This is a genomic window from Conyzicola nivalis (assembly GCF_040548875.1).
GTDB lineage: Bacteria > Actinomycetota > Actinomycetes > Actinomycetales > Microbacteriaceae > Conyzicola > Conyzicola nivalis_A.
Genome location: NZ_JBEPSJ010000001.1, coordinates 237,543 through 251,110, shown reverse-complemented (window position 1 = coordinate 251,110; position 13,568 = coordinate 237,543). Strand labels below are relative to the sequence as shown.

The 13,568-nt window shown below is 70.0% G+C and carries 16 protein-coding genes; 13 read left to right on the top strand and 3 right to left on the bottom strand.

Annotated features, from left to right (window positions below; translation table 11 throughout):
• Positions 1–22 precede the first annotated feature (22 nt).
• From ABIE21_RS01240 to ABIE21_RS01220, 5 genes are all read left to right on the top strand, one after another.
• The gene (locus tag ABIE21_RS01240; RefSeq protein ID WP_354022968.1) at positions 23–769 is read left to right on the top strand and encodes a PspA/IM30 family protein; all 747 of its coding nucleotides are present in this window, start codon (positions 23–25) and stop codon (positions 767–769) included.
• Between the two features lie 108 nt (positions 770–877).
• On the top strand, positions 878–1,528 hold the full coding sequence (locus ABIE21_RS01235; protein ID WP_354022967.1) for an NADPH-dependent F420 reductase: 651 nt from the start codon (positions 878–880) through the stop codon (positions 1,526–1,528).
• Entirely contained in the window at positions 1,529–2,359 is an 831-nt protein-coding gene (locus tag ABIE21_RS01230; protein ID WP_354022966.1) for an arginase family protein, read from the top strand.
• Between the two features lie 114 nt (positions 2,360–2,473).
• The gene (locus ABIE21_RS01225) at positions 2,474–3,274 is read left to right on the top strand and encodes a crotonase/enoyl-CoA hydratase family protein (protein ID WP_354022965.1); all 801 of its coding nucleotides are present in this window, start codon (positions 2,474–2,476) and stop codon (positions 3,272–3,274) included.
• Between the two features lie 52 nt (positions 3,275–3,326).
• The gene (locus tag ABIE21_RS01220) at positions 3,327–4,760 is read left to right on the top strand and encodes a dihydrolipoyl dehydrogenase family protein (protein ID WP_354022964.1); all 1,434 of its coding nucleotides are present in this window, start codon (positions 3,327–3,329) and stop codon (positions 4,758–4,760) included.
• On the opposite strand, the gene ABIE21_RS01215 is transcribed toward ABIE21_RS01220, so the two are convergent.
• Positions 4,745–5,974, bottom strand: a complete 1,230-nt coding sequence (locus ABIE21_RS01215) for a glycosyltransferase (protein WP_354022963.1) — start codon at positions 5,972–5,974, stop codon at positions 4,745–4,747. The two genes, ABIE21_RS01220 and ABIE21_RS01215, sit on opposite strands and share 16 nt — an antisense overlap.
• A 23-nt stretch (positions 5,975–5,997) precedes the next feature.
• On the opposite strand from ABIE21_RS01215, the gene ABIE21_RS01210 reads away from it, so the two are divergent.
• From ABIE21_RS01210 to ABIE21_RS01200, 3 genes are read left to right on the top strand one after another with little or no spacing between them, the layout of a single operon-like run.
• Positions 5,998–6,438 (top strand): hypothetical protein, encoded by a 441-nt coding sequence (locus ABIE21_RS01210; protein WP_354022962.1) that lies wholly within the window; start codon positions 5,998–6,000, stop codon positions 6,436–6,438.
• Positions 6,435–7,250: an SDR family NAD(P)-dependent oxidoreductase gene (locus tag ABIE21_RS01205; RefSeq protein WP_354022961.1), complete on the top strand. Its 816-nt coding sequence runs from the start codon at positions 6,435–6,437 to the stop codon at positions 7,248–7,250. The genes ABIE21_RS01210 and ABIE21_RS01205 overlap by 4 nt, the downstream gene beginning before the upstream one ends.
• Entirely contained in the window at positions 7,247–7,696 is a 450-nt protein-coding gene (locus tag ABIE21_RS01200; RefSeq protein ID WP_354022960.1) for a GNAT family N-acetyltransferase, read from the top strand. Before ABIE21_RS01205 ends, ABIE21_RS01200 begins: the two co-directional genes overlap by 4 nt.
• A 15-nt stretch (positions 7,697–7,711) precedes the next feature.
• On the opposite strand, the gene ABIE21_RS01195 is transcribed toward ABIE21_RS01200, so the two are convergent.
• A complete protein-coding gene (locus ABIE21_RS01195) occupies positions 7,712–8,068 on the bottom strand; it encodes a siderophore-interacting protein (protein ID WP_354022959.1) in 357 nt (118 codons plus the stop codon).
• Positions 8,069–8,151: 83 nt separating this feature from the next.
• On the opposite strand from ABIE21_RS01195, the gene ABIE21_RS01190 reads away from it, so the two are divergent.
• The gene (locus ABIE21_RS01190; RefSeq protein WP_354022958.1) at positions 8,152–9,207 is read left to right on the top strand and encodes an LLM class flavin-dependent oxidoreductase; all 1,056 of its coding nucleotides are present in this window, start codon (positions 8,152–8,154) and stop codon (positions 9,205–9,207) included.
• Between the two features lie 118 nt (positions 9,208–9,325).
• Here ABIE21_RS01190 and ABIE21_RS01185 read toward each other — a convergent pair whose 3' ends face one another.
• Positions 9,326–10,741, bottom strand: a complete 1,416-nt coding sequence (locus ABIE21_RS01185; protein WP_354022957.1) for an amidase — start codon at positions 10,739–10,741, stop codon at positions 9,326–9,328.
• 58 nt (positions 10,742–10,799) lie between these two features.
• On the opposite strand from ABIE21_RS01185, the gene ABIE21_RS01180 reads away from it, so the two are divergent.
• The 4 genes from ABIE21_RS01180 (at position 10,800) to ABIE21_RS01165 (ending at position 13,566) form a co-directional block, all read left to right on the top strand.
• Positions 10,800–11,180, top strand: coding sequence for a GntR family transcriptional regulator (locus ABIE21_RS01180; protein WP_436232293.1), 381 nt, complete (start codon positions 10,800–10,802; stop codon positions 11,178–11,180).
• Positions 11,177–12,073, top strand: a complete 897-nt coding sequence (locus ABIE21_RS01175) for an ABC transporter ATP-binding protein (RefSeq protein WP_354022955.1) — start codon at positions 11,177–11,179, stop codon at positions 12,071–12,073. The genes ABIE21_RS01180 and ABIE21_RS01175 overlap by 4 nt, the downstream gene beginning before the upstream one ends.
• Entirely contained in the window at positions 12,070–12,849 is a 780-nt protein-coding gene (locus tag ABIE21_RS01170) for a hypothetical protein (protein ID WP_354022954.1), read from the top strand. The genes ABIE21_RS01175 and ABIE21_RS01170 overlap by 4 nt, the downstream gene beginning before the upstream one ends.
• A gap of 150 nt (positions 12,850–12,999) precedes the next feature.
• The gene (locus ABIE21_RS01165) at positions 13,000–13,566 is read left to right on the top strand and encodes a hypothetical protein (protein ID WP_354022953.1); all 567 of its coding nucleotides are present in this window, start codon (positions 13,000–13,002) and stop codon (positions 13,564–13,566) included.
• The last annotated feature ends 2 nt before the right edge of the window (positions 13,567–13,568 follow it).

Sequence of the window (13,568 nt, the reverse complement as noted above, 5' to 3'; positions counted from 1 at the left end):
CCATCCAACGAAAGGCAGCTCCATGGCTAAGCAGTCCATCCTCGGTCGCATCACCCAACTGGCCAAGGCCAACATCAACGCGATGCTCGACCAGGCGGAGGATCCCGCCCTCATGCTCGACCAGATGGTGCGCGACTACACCAACAGCATCGCCGAGGCGGAGAGCGCCGTCGCCCAGACGATCGGCAACCTGCGCCTCATCGAGCAGGACTACGAGGAAGACGTCGCCGCGGCGAACGACTGGGGCCGCAAGGCACTCGCCGCGAGCTCGAAGGCAGACGAGCTGCGTTCCGGCGGCAACGCCGTCGACGCCGACAAGTTCGACAACCTCGCCAAGGTCGCCCTCGGCAAGCAGTTCCAGGCCGAGAAGGAGGCCAAGGACGCACAGCCGACCATCGCCTCGCAGACCCTCGTCGTCGACAAGCTCAAGAGCGGTCTCGACTCGATGCGCGGCAAGCTCGGCGAGCTCACGTCGAAGCGCGACGAGCTTATCGCCCGCTCGAAGACCGTCGACGCCCAGCGCCAGGTGCAGGAGGCCATCGGCTCGATCGACATGCTCGACCCGACGAGCGAGATCAGCCGCTTCGAAGACAAGATCCGCCGCGAGGAGGCCAAGGTTCTCGGACAGCAGGAGCTCGCGGCATCCAGCCTCGACGCCCAGTTCGAAAGCCTCGAGGACCTCGACAAGCAGACCGAGATCGAGGCCCGCCTCGCCGCCCTCAAGCTCGGCGCCGGCGGCAGCGCGTCGCAGGGGCAGCTCGGGCAGTAGCAGGCGACGCTTCGACAGGCTCAGCGACCGCTGCGGTCCCTGAGCCTGTCCGGTCCCTGAGCCTGTCGAAGGGGGAATTTCCCGTCGTCACGCGTCGTTGGCCCGCGCATGACAACTATCGGAATCATCGGAGCAGGACACATCGGCAGCCAGATAGCTCGCGTGGCGGTGAAGCTCGGGTATGACGTCGTGATCAGCAACTCCCGCGGGCCGGAGACGCTGGGCGATCTCGTCGCCGAACTGGGGCCGCGCGCCCGCGCCGCGACCTCGGCCGACGCCGCCGCGGCGGGCGACTTCGCCGTCGTCACCGTGCCCCTCAAGAACTACACGCAGGTTCCCGTGTCCGAGCTCGCCGGCAAGATCGTGATCGACACGAACAACTACTACTTCGAGCGCGACGGCCGCATCCCCGAGCTCGACGACGGCACAGCCACGGTCTCCGGGCTGCTGCAGGCGCACCTGCCCGAGAGCAGGGTCGTCAAGGGCTTCAACCACATCACGGCGAGCGACATCGCGACCGACGGCACTCCCGCCGGCACCCCGAACCGCCGCGCGCTGGCCACGGCTAGCGACTTCCCCGACGCGATCGAGCTCATCACCGCGCTGTTCGACGAGTTCGGGTACGACACCGTCAGCTCGGGCGACCTCGACACCAGCTGGCGTTTCGAACGTGATGAGCCGGCCTACGGCGTGCGCCAGAACTCCGAAGAACTCGCGCAGAACCTCGCTCGGGCTACCCGCAACGGTGATACTGAGTAGGTGCCAGCAACCTTTGTCGTAGTCCCGCAGTGGCAGGGCTCCGGATCTTCTCGTGCTCTCCGTCTCTCAGACGGAGCCGAGGCGATCCGGGGCGACCTCCCAGCAAGCTCCACCCGCGTCGTCGAGGTCCCGCTCGAGGCGGGCGACGAGCTCGGCTCGGGGCTCCCCCGGCTGGGGTCGCTGCAGCTCGTGCGCGACCGCACCCTCGCGGTGCTCGCCGATGTCGACGACTGGGCGCTCACGATCGGCGGCGACTGTGGCGTGGCGCTGGCCGCGGTCGACCACGCGCTCGAGCGCACCGGCGGAGACGTCGCCGTGATCTGGTTCGACGCCCACCCCGACCTGAACACGCTCGAGAGCTCGCCGTCTGCGGCGTTCTCGGGGATGGTGCTGCGCACCCTCCTCGGCGACGGCATCGGCCCGCTCGTTCCTGCCACGCCGCTCGCCGCGGGGCGCCTCGTGCTCGCCGGGGTGCGCTCGAGCGACGAGGGCGAAGACGAGTTCGTCTCCGCCACAGCCATCCGCCAGCTCACGGTCGACGATCTCGCCGACCCGGCTGCGCTGGTCGCTGCCGTCGAGGCCACCGGCGCAGGCTCGGTCTACGTCCACATCGACCTCGACGTGCTCGACCCGGGCGAGCTGCTCGGGCTGAGCGACCCCGTGCCGTTCGGGGTGACCCCCGCTGCGCTGGTCGCCGGGGTGCGCGCACTGAAGGGCCGCTTCGGCCTGGCCGGGGCGAGCATCGCGGGATTCTCCCCGGCGAGCCCCGACGAGGCATCCGACGACCTTCCCACGATCCTGCGCATCATCGGTGCGCTCACCGCCTCGTAGACGGCCGCACCGTTTTGTAGGTTTGCACGTGCGACCCGGGAGTTCGCGCCGCGGGGCTTGTCGCAACCTGTCGACGGGGTGGCCGCGAGCGGGAGCGACCATAGGCTGGTGCGCATGACGCAGAGCAGCGAATCCCCGGCCCGCATCACCATCGACCGAGACGGGCACGTGCTGCTCATCGGGCTCAACCGGCCGGAGAAGCGCAACGCCGCCGACCTGCAGCTGCTGAACGAGCTGTCGCTCGCCTACGCCGAACTCGAGAACGACGCCGAGCTGCGGGTCGCCCTCGTCTACGCGCACGGCGACCACTTCACCGGCGGTCTCGACCTCGCCGACGTCGCCCCGCGGATCGGCGCCGACGGCCTCGACACCACCGCGGAGGGCGGGATCAACCCGTGGCAGGTGTCGGGCACCGCGCTCAGCAAGCCCGTCGTCATCGCCGTGCAGGGCACCTGCCTCACCCTCGGCGTCGAGCTCGTGCTCTCGGCCGACATCGCCGTCGCCGCGGCATCCACCCGGTTCGGGCAGATCGAAGTGAGCCGCGGCATCCTGCCCTTCGGCGGCGCGACCATCCGCTTCCCCCGTGCCGTCGGCTGGGGCAACGCCATGCGCTGGATGCTCACCGGCGACCTCTTCGACGCCGCGGAGGCGCTGCGCATCGGACTGGTGCAGGAGGTCGTCGCCGACGGCGAGCAGTACGCCCGCGGGCTCGAGCTCGCCCGACGGATCGCCGCCCAGGCGCCCCTCGCCGTGCAGGCCACCCTGGCGAACGCGCGTCTCGCCGTGCGGGAGTCGGATGCCGCGGCCGAGGCCGGGCTGCAGCCCGCACTCGTGCGTCTCGCGGGCAGCGAGGACTCGGCGATCGGCATGCGGGCGTTCCTCAGCCGCACCCCGGCCGAGTTCGTCGGGCGCTGACGAGACGGCGCCGACTATCGCCTCCGTCGGCCGTGCCGAGTAGCCTCGAGCAATGACCGAAACTGAATACGACCTCATCATCATCGGCGGCGGCGCCGTCGCCGAGAACGTCGCCGACCGCGCCGTGCAGGGCGGGCTCACCGCGATCCTGATCGAGAGCGAGCTCGTCGGCGGCGAGTGCTCGTACTGGGCGTGCATGCCCTCCAAGGCGCTGTTGCGCAGCGGCATCGCCCTGCGCGCAGCCCAGAACGTCGAGGGCACCAAGCAGGCGGTCACGGGCGACATCGACGTCGCGGCGACGCTCAAGCGGCGCGACTCGTTCACCCACGACTGGGACGACTCGAGCCAGGTCGAATGGGTCGAGGGCGCGGGCATCGGCCTGTTGCGCGGCCACGGCAGGCTCACCGGGGTCAAGCGGGTCTCCGTCGAGGCGTCAGACGGCACTGTCACCGAGCTCACCGCCCGCCACGCGGTCGTGGTGAGCACCGGCTCAGACCCCGTGCTGCCCGACGTGCCGGGGCTCGCCGACGTCTCCCCCTGGACCCCCCGCGAGGCCACGAGCGCGAAAGTCATTCCCGCCAGCCTCGCGATCATCGGCGGCGGCGTCGTCGCGGTCGAGATGGCGACCGCCTATGCGACATTCGGATGCAACGTCACGATCATCGCCCGCAGCGGACTCCTCGGAACGCAGGAGGACTTCGCCGCCGAGATGGTCGGCGAGTCGCTGAAGAAGCTCGGAGTGACCCTCTCGCTCGGCGTCACGCCGACGAACGCACGGCGCGGCGACGACGGGGTCGCCCTCACCCTCTCCGACGGCAGCGAGGTCGTCGCCGCCGAGGTGCTCGTCGCCACCGGCCGCCAGCCGCGGTCGACCGACATCGGACTCGAGACCGTCGGACTCACTCCCGGAGACTGGCTCGACGTCGACGACACCCTGCTGGTGCGCGGCGACACCAACCACCACCACGGCTGGCTGTACGCCACCGGCGATGTCAATCACCGGGTGCTGCTCACCCACCAGGGCAAGTACCAGGCCCGCGCCGCCGGCGACGTCATCGCCGCGCGGGCGCTCGGCCACGCGGTTCACGACGGCGCATGGGGGGCCCACGCCGCGACCGCCGACCATGAGGCCGTTCCGCAGGTCACGTTCAGCGACCCCGAGGTCGCGTCCGTCGGGCTCACCAGCCGGGCCGCAGAGAAGGCCGGCTACACCACGCGCGTCGTCGACTACGACCTCGGCTGGGTCGCCGGGGCGAGCCTGCAGGCCGACGGCTACGAGGGCAAGGCCCGCATGGTCGTCGACGAGAAGCGCAAGGTCGTGCTCGGCGTGACGTTCGTCGGCCAGGATGTGAGCGAGCTCCTCCACGCTGCGACCGTCGCGATCGTGGGCGAGGTGCCCATCGACCGGCTCTGGCACGCGGTGCCGGCGTATCCGACGATGAACGAGATCTGGCTGCGACTGCTCGAGACCTACGGGCGCCCCTGACCGAGCGACCGGTAGACGTCGAGCAGGATCGACACCGACGCCGCCCAGGTGAAACCCTCGGCGAAACGGCGTGCCGAGATCGCGAGCTCGTCGTAGTACAGCGGGTCGTCGAGCAGCAGCGAGACGACCCGCGCCCACTCGGCCGGGTCACGTGAGTCGACCAGCACGCCCGACTCGCCGTCGGCGACCGACTCGACGAGCCCCGAGACCCTCTGGGCGACAGCCGGGGTTCCGCACGCCGCCGATTCGAGTGCGACGAGGCCGAAGGTCTCGGAGTGCGAGGGCACGAGAGTGACCGACGCGGCGGCGAGCAGCTCCGCCACGGCCTGCCGCTCGAGCGCTCCGACGAAGCGCACGTCGGCCGCGACGCCCGAATCGGCGGCGAGCTCGTGGAGCTTCTCGAGGTAGTCCTCCTCGCCCGGGGTGGGCTCCCCCGCGATGACGAGGATCGGCCGAGGCACGGGCATCGCGGCGAGCGCGCGCACCGCCAGCTCCTGGCCCTTGAGCGGCTGCACCCGTCCGACGACGGCCAGCAGCGGCCGACCGCTCTCGATTCCGAGCGCCAGGCGCACCGCGTCGCCCGCGTCGCTCTGGGGCGCGAACAGGCGGGTGTCGACTCCGGGCGGGATGATCCACACCTTGTCGGGCTGGGCCCCGACCTGTTCGATCAGGTCGTCGACCTCGGCGGTCGAGCTCGCGATCACGGCGTCTGCCTGCAGGGCGAGAAACGACTCGCTGCGCACGCGACGCTCGGGTTCGGTGAGCTGCCCGGTGGGCATCGAGCGGTGCTTCATGGCGCCGAGCGTGTGGAAGCTCTGCACGAACGGGATGCCCAGCTCGATCGCGACGGGCAGCACCGCGAGTCCGCTCAGCCAGTAGTGCGCGTGAACGACGTCGTAGGGGCGCGACTCCCGTCCGGCGATCCTGGCCACCGCCTCGCCGAACTCGTCGGCGACGGCCGACAGGTCGCCCTTCGCGACGACCCCGGCGGGGCCCGCCCCGAGTTCGTGCAGGGTGAGCCCCGGCTCCAACGTCGACACGGCCGCCGCGCCGGTCGCCCGCGTCAACAGGTCGACCTCCACTCCCCTTCGCGCCAGCTCACGCGCGATGGCGAGGATCGCCACGTTCATCCCGCCGGCGTCGGCGGTGCCGGGGGCGGCCGCCGGCGAGGTGTGCATCGAGATCATGGCCACACGACGCACTTCACCAGACATAAGGCCACTGTATTCTGCGATGTATGCAGCAGGTGCGTCCGGAGGCCCCCACGGGCGTCGTGAGAGCCATGCAACGATGGGCGGATGCCACGGCCCGTGTGCCCGCGGCACGCGCGACCCTGCTCCACCCCGTCGTCGCCCGCCCGGGCTACTGGTTCGCGACGGCCGCCGGTCTGCTCTGGGGGGCCGTCGTCAGCCTCGGCCGCATCCGCCCCGACGGCGGCGTCATCGTCGCCCGCCGGTGCCCCCGCTGGGCGTTCGGACGCGGCGGCACCACGATCGGCGCCGTCTACCTGACCCGCGACGGCGTCTCGGCCGACGTCCTCGAGCACGAGGCCGTGCACCGCGCGCAGTGGAAGCGGTACGGCCTCGCCTTCATCCCGCTGTATATCGCCGCCGGGCCCGTCGCGCGAACCAACCGCTTCGAAGTAGAGGCAGGATTGAGCAAAGGGGGCTACACATGACGAAGACCATCGTGATCACCGGGGCGAGCACGGGCATCGGCGCGAACGCCGCGGCGCGGCTCGCGCGTGAGGGCTGGGACGTGGCGATCGTGGGACGCAACCGCGAACGCACGACCCGCGTCGCGGCATCCGTCGACGGCACCCCGTTCGTCGCCGACTTCGACCGGCTCGACGAGGTTCGCGACCTCGCCGCCGCCCTGACCTCGCACTACCCGCGCATCGACGTGCTCGCCAACAACGCGGGCGGGCTCGTGAGCGGGCGCGGTCTGTCGGCCGACGGGCACGAACGCACCCTCCAGCTCAACCACCTCGCGCCGTTCCTGCTCACCAACCTGCTGCTGCCGAGGCTGCTCGAGAGCGGCGGGCGCGTGGTCTCGACGTCGAGCGTCATGAACCTCGTCGGCCGCGTGCGACTCGACGACCTCGAGTGGAGTCGCCGACGCTGGCTCGGCGGCTGGCCGGCCTACGGCACCAGCAAGCTCGAGACGATCCTGTTCGCCCGCGAGCTCGCGCGGCGCACCGGGCTGCAGTCGTACTCGTTCCACCCCGGCTACGTCGCGACCGGGTTCGGCGCCGACTCGGCGTTCATCAAGCTGTCGTATCTGGTGCGGTCGGGCGGCTTCGGCGTGCCCGTCGAGCAGGGCGCAGAGCCGCTGGTGCTGCTCGCGACCGGCCAGGCGGCACCCGCGGCGAACGGCAGCTACTACGACCGGCTGAAGCCGAACGGACGCACCCGCGCCCAGGGGCGCGACGACGCTCTGGCCGCCGCACTCTGGCAGCGCAGCGCCGAGCTCGTCGGGATCGACGCATGACCTGGCGGGTGCGTGCGGTACAGCCGTCTGACGAGGCGCAGTGGCGCGACCTGTTCAGCGCCTACCGGGAGTTCTACGCGCTCGCGCCAGATCGGCTCGTCGTCGAACGGGTGTGGGGCTGGATCGCGGACTCCTCGCACGAGACCCACGCGCTCGTCGCGGTCGACGAGGATGACACCCTCGGCGGACTCGCGCACTACCGCCGGTTCGCGCGCCCCTCCTCGGGCACGACGGGACTCTGGCTCGACGACCTGTTCACGCGTCCCGACCTGCGCGGCGCAGGCATCGGGCGCATCCTCATCGACGCCGTCTCGCAGATCGCGGAGACCGAGGGCCTCAGCGTCGTGCGCTGGATCACCAACGAGAACAACACCACGGCACGGCGCCTCTACGACACGATGGCCTCGGCGACGAAGTGGGTGACCTACGACAGACCTGTCGGCTAGTTCGAGCTCAGTCGGCTAGTTCGAGCTCAGGGTGCGCGCGGCGCCGTCGTTCGCGATCCACGCGTACACGCTGTGGTCGTCGAAGGCGGATACCGGCAGCATCTCGCTCAACCAGGCGTCGACCGAGCGGCGGAGAACCTGGCCGCGATCGCGCACCAGCCAGCAGACGGAGAAGCGGCCGGGGGCCGTGAGCTCGACGATGTCGCCGACGCTCTGAACCTCGACGAAGACCTGTCCGCGCGAACGGGCGGGCAGAGTGGCGAGGATGGTCTGGATGGTGGGGAGTGCGTTCTCGTCACCCGCGAGGAGGATCCTGTCGCTCGCATCCGGGTTCCAGCCGACCGACGCGGTGCTCTCGTCGAGGAAGGTCATGCTCTCAGTATAGGCATGCCTTACCTAATGCCGAAAGAAAGTTCTCGGCTGTGGGAAGACTCCCAGCAGGGCACACTGTAGCCATGGAATTCGGAATCTACAGCTTCGGCGACATCCATCAGGACCCGCAGAGCGGCGCCCGCGTCTCCGTAGAGCAGAACCTCGCCGACACGATCGAGAGAATCAGGCTCGCGGATGCCACGGGCATCGACTACTTCGGACTCGGCGAGCACCACCGCCCCGACTACTCGATCTCCGCTCCGGCCACGGTGCTGGCAGCCGCCGCGACCGTGACGTCGCGCATCAAGCTCGGCAGCGCCGTCACGGTGCTGAGCACCGAGGACCCGGTGCGGGTGTTCCAGCAGTTCGCCACGATCGACCTGCTCAGCCACGGCCGCGCCGAGCTCGTCGCCGGCCGCGGGTCGTTCATCGAGTCTTTCCCGATCTTCGGCGCCGACCTCCAGGACTACGACGCCCTCTACGCCGAGAAGCTCGACCTGCTGCTGACACTCAACGAGGAGGAGTTCGTCACGTGGAGCGGACGGTTCAGGCCCGCGCTCGCGAACCAGCAGATCCTCCCCCGGCCCAGCGCGGGCGGCGACTTCCCCGGAAAGCTCGACATCTGGATAGCCACGGGTGGCAACCCCGAGTCATCCGCCCGGGCCGGCGCCCTGGGCGTCCCCGTCAGCTACGCCATCATCGGCGGTCTGCCCGAGCGGTTCGCACCGCTGTTCGACCTGTACAGGCGTTCGGCGCAGCAGCACGGGCACGACCCGGCGACGCTGCGCACGGCGATCGCCTCCCCCGGCTTCGTCGGCACGGACTCGCGTGCCGCCAAGGACGCGTTCTTCCCGTACTGGATCGACTCGATGGCGCGCATCTCGGCCGAGCGCGGATTCGCCACCCCCACGAGGGAGACCTACGACGACATGGTCGGCCCGCGCGGCGCGATCTTCGCCGGCAGTCCAGACGAGGTGGCCGACAAGATCGTGCGCACCCACGGCCATCTGGGCATGGACCGGGTCGGCCTGCAGATGGACTGGTCGGGTGTGCCGCAGCCGATGATGCTGGAGTCGATCGAGCTCTACGCCACCGAGGTGGCGCCGCGCGTGCGGAAGGCGCTGGCGAGCGGTCCCTGAGCCGCGCCGGTCGCTGAGCCGGTCGGTCGGTCGCTGAGCCTGTCGGTCGGTCGCTGAGCCTGTCGAAGCGCGCGGGCCGTGCGGGTATCGTCGCGCACGAGCCTTCCGGCCTAGCCCCTCACCACTGCGGCGGGTGCCTGCGCTGCCAGGCGAAGCGGCGCTCGAGCTGCGCGCCGATGGCGAGCAGCGTGTGCTCGCCGCCCGGACGGCCGATGAGTTGCACACCCATGGGCAGACCCGCATCCGTCACCGCGACCGGGAGGGTGATCGCGGGCAGGCCGGCGACGTTCGCGAACGACGTGAACGGGGTGTACTGCACCTGCTGCTCGAAGTTGCGCTCGGCGTCGACCTGGTCGTACCAGCCGACGGGCCGCGGGGTGAGGGCGAGGGCCGGCGTGAGCACGGCGTCGACGCGGGAGAACTGGCGGATGACGCTCCGTTCGAACTGGGTGAGCGTCGTCAGCGCGCCGGCGAGATCGCGGGCGCCTAGCTCCCTGCCGCGGGCGACGAGCCAGCGGGTGAGCGGTTCGAGCAGGTCGAGCTGCTCCCGCTCGGCCGGGATGTTCGCGGCTCCGGCCTGCCAGATGGTGCGGAAGGCCGGTCCGTAGGTGTCGTCGGGCTCGAGGGCGAGCTCCTCGAGCCCGTGCCCGAGCACCGTGAGCTCGTTCACCGCGGCGTCGAGGGCGGCCCAGGCCTCGGGGGCGATCGTGATGTCGTAGGCGCTGTCCCACGGCGAGGTGGTCATCACGCCGATCTCGAAGCGGCCCTCCCCGCGCACGGCCGCGTTGAGCAGTGCACCGCCGTCCCACGACGGTGCGCGCGTCGCGTACTGGTACGGCCCGCCCTCGGTCATGGCGTCGAGCAGCATCGCGGCGTCGGCCACCGTGCGGGCGATCGGTCCGGGGGCGACGAGCCCGCCGAGCGAGGCGAATCCCGGGTTGGCCGGCACGCGCCCACGTGAGGGCTTGAGGCCCACCAGCCCGGTCGCGGCCGCGGGGATGCGGATCGAGCCGCCGCCGTCCGACCCGGGTGCGACCGGCAGGAGGCCCGCGGCGACGGCGACCGCGGCGCCGCCGCTGCTGCCGCCCGCCCCCAGGGTCGTGTCGTAGGGGTTCCGCGCCGGGGGCGCGACGAGCGACTCGGTGTAGCTCGGCATCCCGAACTCCGGAGCGTTGGTCTTGCCCAGGCTGACCCCGCCCGCCTCGTCGAGCACCCGCACGATCTCGTCCGACTCCTCGGGCACGAAATCGGCGAACAGGCGCGAGCCGTAGGTGGTGCGCACGCCGGCGCGGGCGCTGAGGTCCTTGTCGCCGAGAGGGAGTCCCCAGAGCGCGACGGCGCGCGACACGGTGGTCTCCACGTATGCGGCGCGGGCGAGCGCCGCCTCGCCGGTCACCGTCGTGAACGCGCCGAGCCCCGGGTCGAGCCGTTCGATGCGCTCGAGGTAGTGGGAGGCCAGTTCGGTGGGTGTGATGTCGCCGCGGCGAAGCCAGTCGGCCTGCTCCTGTGCGCTGAGGTGATGGAGTTCGAACATTCTCCGAGCCTAGGTCTTGACAGCGCCGGTCGGGGCTGGTTGGTTAGTTACATGAGTAATGAACCAACGAAGGCGGCGGACCGTGGATGAGTCACGGCCGATCTTCGTGCAAATCGCCGAGGGCATCGAGAACGACATCCTCTCCGGCGTCCTCGCCGAAGAGGGCCAGGTGCCGTCGACCAACGAGTTCGCCTCGTTCTACCGAATCAACCCAGCAACCGCGGGCAAGGGAGTGAATCTCCTCGTCGAAGCGGGAATCCTGTACAAGAAGAGAGGGATCGGCATGTTCGTCGCCGAAGGATCCAGGCAGCGCCTCGTGGCCAAACGCCGCGACCAATTCCAGTCCGATTACGTGCGTCCGCTGCTCGCCGAGGCCGGCAAGCTCGGCATCAGCCCCGCACAACTGACCGAGATGATCGAGAAGGAGGGAACCGCATGAACGCGGTGATCGAGGTCAGCGGCCTCACCAAGAGATTCGGCGACGTCGTCGCCGTCGACGACGCCACGTTCCGCGTCGAGGAGAACCAGATCTCCGGACTGCTCGGCCGCAACGGCGCGGGCAAGACCACCATGATGCAGCTGCTCACCGGGCAGGACTTCCGCACCTCGGGCGAGGTGCGCGTGTTCGGAGAGAACCCCGTCGAGAACTCCCGGGTGCTGTCGAACGTCTGCTTCGTCAAGGAGAGTCAGCGCTACCCGGAGGACTTCAGGCCCACGCACGTCTTCCGCAGCGCCGCCTGGTTCTTCCCCCACTGGGACGCCGCGTTCGCCGAGCGGCTCATCGCTGACTTCCGGCTGCCGCTCAACCGGCGCATCAAGAAGCTGTCACGCGGGCAGGTCTCCGCGATCGGCGTGATCGTCGGCCTCGCCTCGCACGCCCCGCTGACCTTCTTCGACGAGCCGTATCTCGGACTCGACGCGGTCGCTAGGCAGACGTTCTACGACCGGCTGCTCGAGGACTACGCGGAGAACCCGCGCACGGTGGTCCTCTCCACCCATCTCATCGACGAGGTGAGCAACCTGCTCGAGCACGTGCTCGTGATCGACGAGGGGAAGATCATCGTCGACTCGTCGGCCGAGGAGCTTCGCGGATCGGCGACCACCGTCGCCGGGTCGCGCTCCGCCGTCGACGCGTTCATCGGCGCCCGCGAGGTGCTCCACCGCGACGACCTCGGAGGGCTCGCCTCCGTGACCGTCGGGCGCCTCTCCCCCGCGGAGCGCCTCGCCGCGGGTCAGGCCGGCCTCGAACTGGCGCCGGTGTCACTGCAACAGCTCATCGTGCGCATGACGACGAGCGACGAAACGCAATCGGAACGGAGAAGGATCGCATGACCACCATCACGCTGAGCGAATCGGCATCCACAACGCACCGCCCCGCGGCGAACCGCATCCTCGCGGTCTTCCGGCTGCACTTCGTGAACCCGTACACGGTCGTGATCATCCCCTGGCTGATCATGCTGTTCATCTTCCTGGTGAACTACGCCATCTGGTGGCTCATCGACGCGAACGTGCAAGACGCGGCCGACCGCTCCGACGCCCAGCAGGGCCTGGGCTGGAGCGGCGCCTCGTTCTACATCTTCGTGTACCTGATGGTGGTGGCGATCCAGGCGATCAACTTCACCTTCCCCTTCGCGCAGGGCTACGGCGTGACCAGACGCGACTTCTATCTGGGCACCTCGCTCGCCTTCGTGGCGCTCGCGGCCGGGTACGCCGTCGCGCTCACCGTCCTGTCTTACATCGAGGAGGCCACCGGCGGCTGGGGGCTGGGCGGCCAGATGTTCACCGCCGTCTACTTCGGCACGGGCGAGTGGTACACGAGACTGGCGACGTTCTTCCTGATCCTGGCGTTCTTCTTCTTCGTCGGAGCCGCGATCGCCGCCGTCTACGTGCGCTGGCGCACAAACGGGATGCTGATCTTCTTCGGCCTGCTCACGGTGCTGCTCGTGGGGCTCGCGGCGCTCGCCACCTTCACGCAGAGCTGGCCGGCGGTCGGCGAATGGCTGGTCGAGAACGGGGCCAACGGCGTGATCCTGTGGAGCCTCGTGCCCACCGTCCTCGCCGCCGTCACCGGTTACTTCGTGTTACGCAGGGCGACCCCGCGCGACTGACCGCCGTCCGGCCGCGTATCGATAGGGCAACGGATGCCCCGTTCCGAAGGCAAAGGAACGGGGCATCCGTTTCGTACTGTTAGGTTTTTCCCTATGGAAAGGGCACCAATGAGCTCATCGAAATCACTGGCGGCTCTACCACTGGTCATCGTGGCGCTACTGGTCCTTGCGGGATGCAGTGCGGAGAAGCCGTCGGAGCTCACCACCCCGGACGCACCGCCGCCCGTCCCCACGGCGTCCACGACGCCCACTCCCGAGCCCCTCTCGTTCACGGCTCCGACCGAGTGCTCCACCATCGTGCCGCAGTCGCGGCTCGCAGAGTTCGAGACCGAGGGTCTGGTGCTGCTCGGCGGACCCGGCGGCAAGTACCCCGACTACCTGCAGGACGCCACCCCCGAGGAGCAGGCGGGCGGCATCAGCTGCATCTGGGGCTTCGCCGACAGCGAGGTGAGCAGCGTCACGATCTCCGTCGCACCGCTCTCCGGCGCCACCCGGCCCGACATCGTGGAGAGCTTCGCCGCGCAGGGCCTGAACGAGGCCACCACGGCCGACGGCACGGCGTTCACCCTGCAGGGCGACCGCACCCTCGACCCCGCGATCATCAACGTGCTGCGGGGCGACAGCTGGATCTCGGTGATCATGACGATCGGCGGAACCGAGTCGTACCGCGAGGCCGAGCTCATCTCCACCGAGGTCTACGCCTCGGTCTACAAGTAGGC